At 63.6% G+C, this 6607-nt stretch carries 7 protein-coding genes; 1 reads left to right on the top strand and 6 read right to left on the bottom strand.

Going from position 1 to position 6607, the window contains the following annotated elements; all coding sequences use genetic code 11:
* Positions 1-109 precede the first annotated feature (109 nt).
* The 4 genes from B3D39_RS20595 to B3D39_RS20610 all read right to left on the bottom strand — a co-directional run bounded on the left by B3D39_RS20595 (position 110) and on the right by B3D39_RS20610 (position 4037).
* Positions 110-316, bottom strand: a complete 207-nt coding sequence (locus B3D39_RS20595; protein WP_078571734.1) for a hypothetical protein — start codon at positions 314-316, stop codon at positions 110-112.
* Positions 317-665: 349 nt separating this feature from the next.
* Positions 666-1058 carry a hypothetical protein gene (locus tag B3D39_RS20600; RefSeq protein ID WP_274961707.1) on the bottom strand — a complete coding sequence of 131 codons (393 nt, stop codon included), beginning with the start codon at positions 1056-1058 and terminating at the stop codon, positions 666-668.
* A gap of 916 nt (positions 1059-1974) precedes the next feature.
* A complete protein-coding gene (locus B3D39_RS20605; RefSeq protein WP_246832728.1) occupies positions 1975-2496 on the bottom strand; it encodes a DUF6497 family protein in 522 nt (173 codons plus the stop codon).
* Positions 2497-2504: 8 nt separating this feature from the next.
* Complete coding sequence (locus tag B3D39_RS20610) at positions 2505-4037, bottom strand: acyl-CoA carboxylase subunit beta (RefSeq protein WP_083078881.1); 1533 nt, start codon at positions 4035-4037, stop codon at positions 2505-2507.
* 235 nt (positions 4038-4272) lie between these two features.
* On the opposite strand from B3D39_RS20610, the gene B3D39_RS20615 reads away from it, so the two are divergent.
* Positions 4273-5667: a helix-turn-helix domain-containing protein gene (locus B3D39_RS20615; RefSeq protein ID WP_274961706.1), complete on the top strand. Its 1395-nt coding sequence runs from the start codon at positions 4273-4275 to the stop codon at positions 5665-5667.
* Between the two features lie 61 nt (positions 5668-5728).
* Here the strand turns inward: B3D39_RS20615 and B3D39_RS20620 are convergent, their stop codons facing one another.
* On the bottom strand, positions 5729-5974 hold the full coding sequence (locus tag B3D39_RS20620) for a YdcH family protein (protein WP_078542708.1): 246 nt from the start codon (positions 5972-5974) through the stop codon (positions 5729-5731).
* 71 nt (positions 5975-6045) lie between these two features.
* Positions 6046-6607, bottom strand: a 562-nt coding sequence (locus tag B3D39_RS20625) for a thermonuclease family protein (RefSeq protein ID WP_286790047.1), incomplete at its 5' end; no start/stop codon positions are given.

The raw sequence follows: 6607 nt of genomic DNA on the forward strand, positions 1-6607 counted from the left end.
CCGCGTGTCGTGTTCATGATGTGAGACAAAAGAAAAACCGCCACCGGAGCGCGCAGCCCCGATGGCGGTCGAATAGCGATCGGACGCGGTCAGAGCCGCGCAGATGTGCTTAGTACGAGCGCTGGCAGACGCCTGCGTCGTCGCAATAGGTGCCCGCGAGCGCGCCGAGAGCCGCGCCGGTGAGCGCGTTGTTGTCGGTCGCATCCGCGATGATCGCGCCGCCGGCCGCACCGGCGAGGGCGCGCTGGCCGTCGGTTTGCATGCAGCCTGCGAGAGCGAGACCGGCAAGGACAAGAAGGATCGGGGTTTTACGCATGGGAAACTGCCTCCAATAGCGGTTATGATTGGACGCGAGTTTATCGCGGCGCCGTGAAAAGCCAACGGCGAAAACGCGAGTTGAAGCCCCATCGGCGAGCTATCGCCACTCCCCTTCACATCTTTGCGGTGCCCCCCTTGACCCTGCGAAGAAAAAAACTGCGGCCCGACCATAAGATCAGGCCGCAGGAATAGGGAAGGGGTAGGGATATTAAACAAGCCGCGGGTGTTGGGGACAGTACGGCTTGCCCCCTCAATGTGACGGCGCATATCACAGATTGCAAAGGCGAAATCCCTACAACCATGAGGTTCGGCGGCATGCCGCCATTTCGCGCAGGACATCAGCGAAATCATGCCCAATCCTCATCCTCGTCATCATCGAAGGTGAAGGCGTCGGGATCGGCGAAGACCTCCGGGAAGGAGGCTTCCGCGCGTTTCGCGTCGATCTTGAGAAGCGCCTCGTAGCTTTCGGGATCGAACGGATCCTCGGCGGCCACCACTTCGCGCCCGAAGAGCCAGCTCAACCGGCCCGCATCGAGATTGCCGCGCTCGAACGGCTCTTCGCCGAACTGCGCCCAAAGCGCGGCCATGAAGCCGGCATCGGCCTTGCGATCGCCATGGCCGCGATCGGCATAGCGTTCACGCCGAATGAGTTTCGTCGCGCCCTTCTTGTTGGCACGGCGAATGGTGAATTGATAATCCGTCGAGGGTAACCGCGACGGGAAACCGCGATGCTTCAGCATGACGCGCCCTCCCCTTTGAAGATGTTGGGACGGCGCGTGCTGAGCTTATGCGTTACGCCTTCATTGTTGACCCGTTTGATTTCGGCTCTGGTTCCCACCGGTCGGGTCGGTCGAAGAAGTTGGCGTGCCAGGTGTCGGCTGACGTTGGGTCGATCCGCCGCGCGGCTCGGGCACACATTGTGCCGGTCGCTGCGTTGTTGCCGCCGTGGCAGTCTCGAGCGGTCCGCATTCGAGCGGACAGTCGGGCACGGAAGCCGGGTATTGCGAGTCGACGAGCCGTCCAGTCGGTCGGCAGGAGCCGCCACTGGCGACGGGGCCGCCATATTTGCCGGTATAGACCGGCTCAACGGTGACAGGTGCAGGCTCCGGTTTGGGCGCACAGCCCACAAGCAGAGCCGCGCAGGCAAGCGCGCCCAGAGAAATTCGGACCATCTCACTCTCCCCCATTCTTTGTTGGAATGGCTAAGAGCATACTCTGGAAGGATAATTGCCGCTAGGTAACCGTATGGCGTATCACACAACGCCACGGCTCCCGCAGGGATCGCGGGGGCAAGGCGACGGCTGCCGCCCCGCCCCGCACGCAGATTATTTGTACTTGCCGGTGTAGGTCGGCTCGGTGGTGACGGCCACCGGCGCGGGCTCAGGCTTGGGTGCGCAGGCTGCGACGAAGGCCACGAGGCCAAGCGCGATGAGAGCTTTCGACATGTCGTTCTCCTGTCCAAGGGGGCGCCCGCCCCGATCTCGGCGAGGTTCGGCACGACCCGTTTCAATGCGGGGACCGAAATTGCTTTCCCCAAGGGCAGGTTAGCCTGCAAATCCCGCTCACGAAAGCGCGATTTCGCCGTGAGCGGCTGCGCTTGCGCGCGCTCCGGCATCATGCCCTCCAAGCTGTGATCTGCGGTTCCGGCCAAAGCCATCAGAAAAACTCCCAAACGCAGTTTCCGTCCTCGACGGAAAAGCTGTCGAAATATTGCACCACCTCGGGGGCGGCATCGCCGAACGGCACGATCTGGTCCGACAGGCTCACCATCACCTGCGCGGGCTCCGGACCGGGCTGCGGCAGGCGCGGCACCACCCACCCGTTGCACAGCGCCTCGATATCCTTCAGCGCGATATCGGAGGACAGCGGACTGCGCCCTCCGATCTGCGGCGCGAGGAAGCGAAAGCGATAGGTCAGCCCGTCCGGCCCGGCCTCGTTATGGATCACGTCGATCCACCAGACCTTCTGTCCCGACGGGACCGGGATCGCATCGCCCTTCGTCCCCTCCGGCCCATCGCCCGGCCCCAGATCCTCACCCAGATTGCCCGGATGCATCATCGCCCCGTAATCGGGCACCGGCGGCACCTCCCGCAGCTCCTGAGCCGATGCGGGCAATGCCAGCACCAGCCCGGCGAGAGCGCCGGGCAAGAGCGTCGTGATCCTCGGCCTGCCCGTCATGCGCCTCCTCAGAGCGGGATGTTATCGTGCTTCTTCCAGGGGTTGGACAGCTTCTTCGAGCGCAGCGCCGCAAAGGCACGGGCCACCCGGCGACGCGTCGAGCGCGGCTGGATCACCTCGTCGATGAAGCCCTTCTCGGCCGCCACGAACGGGTTCGCGAAACGGTCCTCATAATCGGCGGTGCGCTTGGCGATCTTCTCGGGTTCGCCCAGCTCCGAGCGGTAGAGAATTTCGACCGCGCCCTTGGCGCCCATCACCGCGATTTCCGCGGTCGGCCAGGCGTAGTTGAAATCGCCACGCAGGTGCTTGGAGGACATAACGTCATAGGCCCCGCCATAGGCTTTGCGGGTGATGACGGTGACCTTCGGCACGGTCGCCTCGCCATAGGCGAACAGCAGCTTCGCGCCGTGCTTGATGACGCCGTTATATTCCTGGCTGGTGCCCGGCAGGAAGCCCGGCACGTCGACAAGCGTCAGGATCGGGATTTCGAACGCATCGCAGAAGCGCACGAAGCGCGCGGCCTTGCGGCTGGAATCGATGTCCAGACAGCCCGCCAGCACCATCGGCTGGTTCGCGACCACACCGACCGTCTGCCCTTCGAGACGAATGAACCCAGTGATGATATTGCCCGCGAAATCCTTCTGGATCTCGAAGAAATCCCCCTCATCCGCGATCTTCAGGATCAGTTCCTTCATATCGTAGGGGGTATTCGCGTTCGACGGCACCAGCGTGTCGAGCGACGCCTCGATCCGGTCCACCTCGTCGAAGAAGGGCCGCACGGGAGCCTTCTCGCGGTTCGACAGCGGCAGGAAGTCGATCAGGCGGCGGGTCTCGAACAGCGCCTCGACATCGTTCTCATAGGCACCATCGGCGACCGAGCTTTTCTTGGTATGGGTGGTCGCGCCGCCCAGTTCCTCGGCCGTCACATGCTCGTTGGTGACCGTCTTCACCACGTCGGGGCCGGTGACGAACATGTACGACGTGTCCTTCACCATGAAGATGAAGTCCGTCATCGCGGGCGAATAGACCGCACCGCCGGCACAGGGACCCATGATGAGGCTGATCTGCGGCACCACGCCCGAGGCCATGATGTTGCGCTGGAACACGTCCGCATAGCCCGCAAGCGAGGCCACGCCTTCCTGAATCCGCGCACCGCCCGAATCGTTGATCCCGATCACCGGCGCGCCGTTCTGGACCGCCATATCCATGATCTTGCAGATCTTCTCGGCATGGGTTTCCGACAGCGAGCCGCCGAAGACGGTGAAGTCCTGGCTGAACACATAGACCATGCGCCCGTTCACGGTGCCCCAGCCGGTGACGACGCCGTCGCCATAGGGCTTGCTCTCTTCCATCCCGAAATCGGTGCAGCGATGGGTTTTGAACATGTCGAACTCTTCGAAAGAGCCCTCGTCGAGCAGCAATTCGATCCGCTCGCGCGCGGTCAGCTTGCCCTTCTTGTGCTGCGCCTCGATGCGTTTCTCGCCGCCACCAAGGCGGGCTTCGTCGCGCCGATGCTCCAGCTCCTTCAGGATGTCTCTCATGAGGGTCCTCCGCATAATTTCCCGGCACACTATTCCGAACGCAACAATCTTACAAAGGGGATTCGAGAAAATTTGCAAATAATTGGCAAGCAACGGATAGCGAATTGCATAACTGCGAAGTCCGCCGCTGATCGAAGCGTATCGCCGATTGACCGCGTGGCGCCGTTTCTGACCCGGGAAAATTTGACGCAGGATTTTTGCAAAGCTACAAATTCATTTGCAAAGGGAGGGGCAGATGGCGACTCAGAAACTCTATGCCGGTGTGAAACTACGCGAAACCCGCACGCGGCTCGGCCTGACCCAGAAAGCCTTCGCTGAGCGGCTCGGCGTGTCGCTGCCCTATCTCAACCAGATGGAGAACAACCACCGCCCGGTCTCGGCGCAGGTCGTGCTGGCGCTGGCGAGCGAATTCGGGCTCGACGTGACCGAGCTCTCGGCAGGCGATGCGGAGCGGCTGGTCTCGGACATGCGCGAGGCGCTGGCCGACCCGATCTTCTCCGATGGCGCGCCGCCCCTGGCCGATCTGCGGCTCGCGGCGTCCAATGCACCCGCCCTCGCCCGGTCCTTCCTCGAGTTGCACCGCGCCTATCGCCAAACCCATGAACGCCTCGCCTCGCTCGACGAAGCCCTGGGCCGCGAGGGCGCGCAAACGGTGGTCTCCCCTTGGGAGGAGGTCCGCGACTTCTTCCACTATTGCGACAATTACATCGATGCCGCCGACCGCGCTGCCGAGCGCTATTCCTGCCGCGATGGCAATCGGTTGGAGCCCATTCCTCATGCGATCGATACGCTCGCGAAACGGGGCATCGACGTGCAGTTTTCCGACATTTCGCAGCTGCGCGAGCGTGACGGAAATCGCCTTCTGATCAACGCCCATGCGGGCCGCCCGACGCAGGCCTTCCAGCTGCTCCATCAGGTCGCGCTGATGACCCAGAACGACCTGTTGGAGGCCACGCTCGACCTTGCGCGTTTCCAGTCCGACACGGCCCGCGCCATCGCCAAGATCGGTCTGGCCAACTACTTCGCGGGCGCGGCGCTTCTGCCCTACCGCCCCTTTCTGGAGGCGGCGCAGGACACGCGCCACGATCTGGAGCGGCTCTGCGACATCTTCACCGCCTCGACCGAGCAGGTCGCCCACCGCCTCTCGACCCTGCAACGGCCCGGCGCGAAGGGCATCCCCTTCTTCTTCGTCCGCGTCGATCAGGCCGGCACGATCACCAAGCGCCACTCCGCGACCCGGCTGCAATTCGCCCGGTTCGGCGGCGCCTGCCCGCTCTGGAACGTCCACCAAGCCTTTGAAACACCGACAAAATTCCTGCGGCAACTCGCCGAGACCCCCGATGGCGTGCGCTATCTCTGCCTCGCGCGCGACGTCTCGAAATCGGGCGGCAGCTTCACTGCGCCCGTGCGTCGTTACGCGATCTGTCTTGGGTGTGAGGTGAGCCACGCGAAGGGGCTCGTTTATGCCGACGATATGGAGCTCGGCAATCCCAAGGCCTACCAGCCGATCGGGATCTCCTGCCGAATCTGCGAGCGCAAGGACTGCCACCAGCGCTCGGTTCCGCCGCTGGAACGCCGGCTGCATGTCGATCCCGACCATCGCGGCCTTCTGCCCTACGACATCGCATAGAAAAACGCCCCGGGGCCGAAGTCCCGAGGCGTCTCACCAAAATCACTCGTTACCCTACAACTCAGGCGTCGGCGGTGCCCAGCATCCGCGCGATCTCGTCCTTCACTGCGGCGCGTTGCTTGCGCAGGTCGGTCTCGGCCAAGCTGTCCATCGGCTCCACATTCGTCTCGGCCCGGTGCACGCGATCGTTGAGCGCGTCGTAATCGTCCAACAATTTTGCAAAATGCGCGTTGGAGATTTTCAACTCGTGAATCCGATCGAGTTTCGTCGGGAATTCTTCTTGCAGCGTGTGCGGCGTATTGGCCATGTCGCTCCCTTTCCTTGCTGTCGGGTCGACATTAGGCCAGCGCGACTCGTCCCACCTTGATGCGCATCAAATCAGCCGCCCGCGCGACGCCATCCGGCCGATTTTGCATCGGCTTCCGAGCAGAACCACCGCTCGCCCTTGACCTCGTTGATCCGCGTGGCGGCATAAGCGCGCGTGCCCGGCAGATGATAGAGCCGTCCGCGCCCGGAAATATTGCCTTTGATCGCGCAATTTCCCGGCGGGTTCTGCACCTTGGCCGCTGCACGGACCTCTGCGGGGCGCTCCGCCGCGCCCTGCCAGACGCCGAGCCCCGCGCGCCGCGCCCGGTCCTCCTGCGACACGTAATCTCGCGAATATTTCCGATAGGCGAAGGCCGCCCCGCGCGCGACCATCTCGGCATTCAGGTCGCGCCCGCCTGCCCGGCAGACCGCGATCAGCCGCCCGTAGCGATCTTCCTCATCGCCCGAGCAGCGCACCCCCTGCCCCGCAAGCCGCCGCAACTCCGCCGTGGCCGCCCGACCGCAGGCCCAGCGCACACCCTGCGCCGTCTTGCAGCTTTGCTTCGCCTCCGGCGCATCGATCCCGAAAAGCCGCACCCGCGTGTTCTGGACCACCAGCGTATCGCCATCGACG

Source organism: Thioclava sp. UBA3469, assembly GCF_002378135.1.
In the GTDB taxonomy this organism is placed as follows: Bacteria; Pseudomonadota; Alphaproteobacteria; order Rhodobacterales; family Rhodobacteraceae; genus Thioclava; species Thioclava sediminum.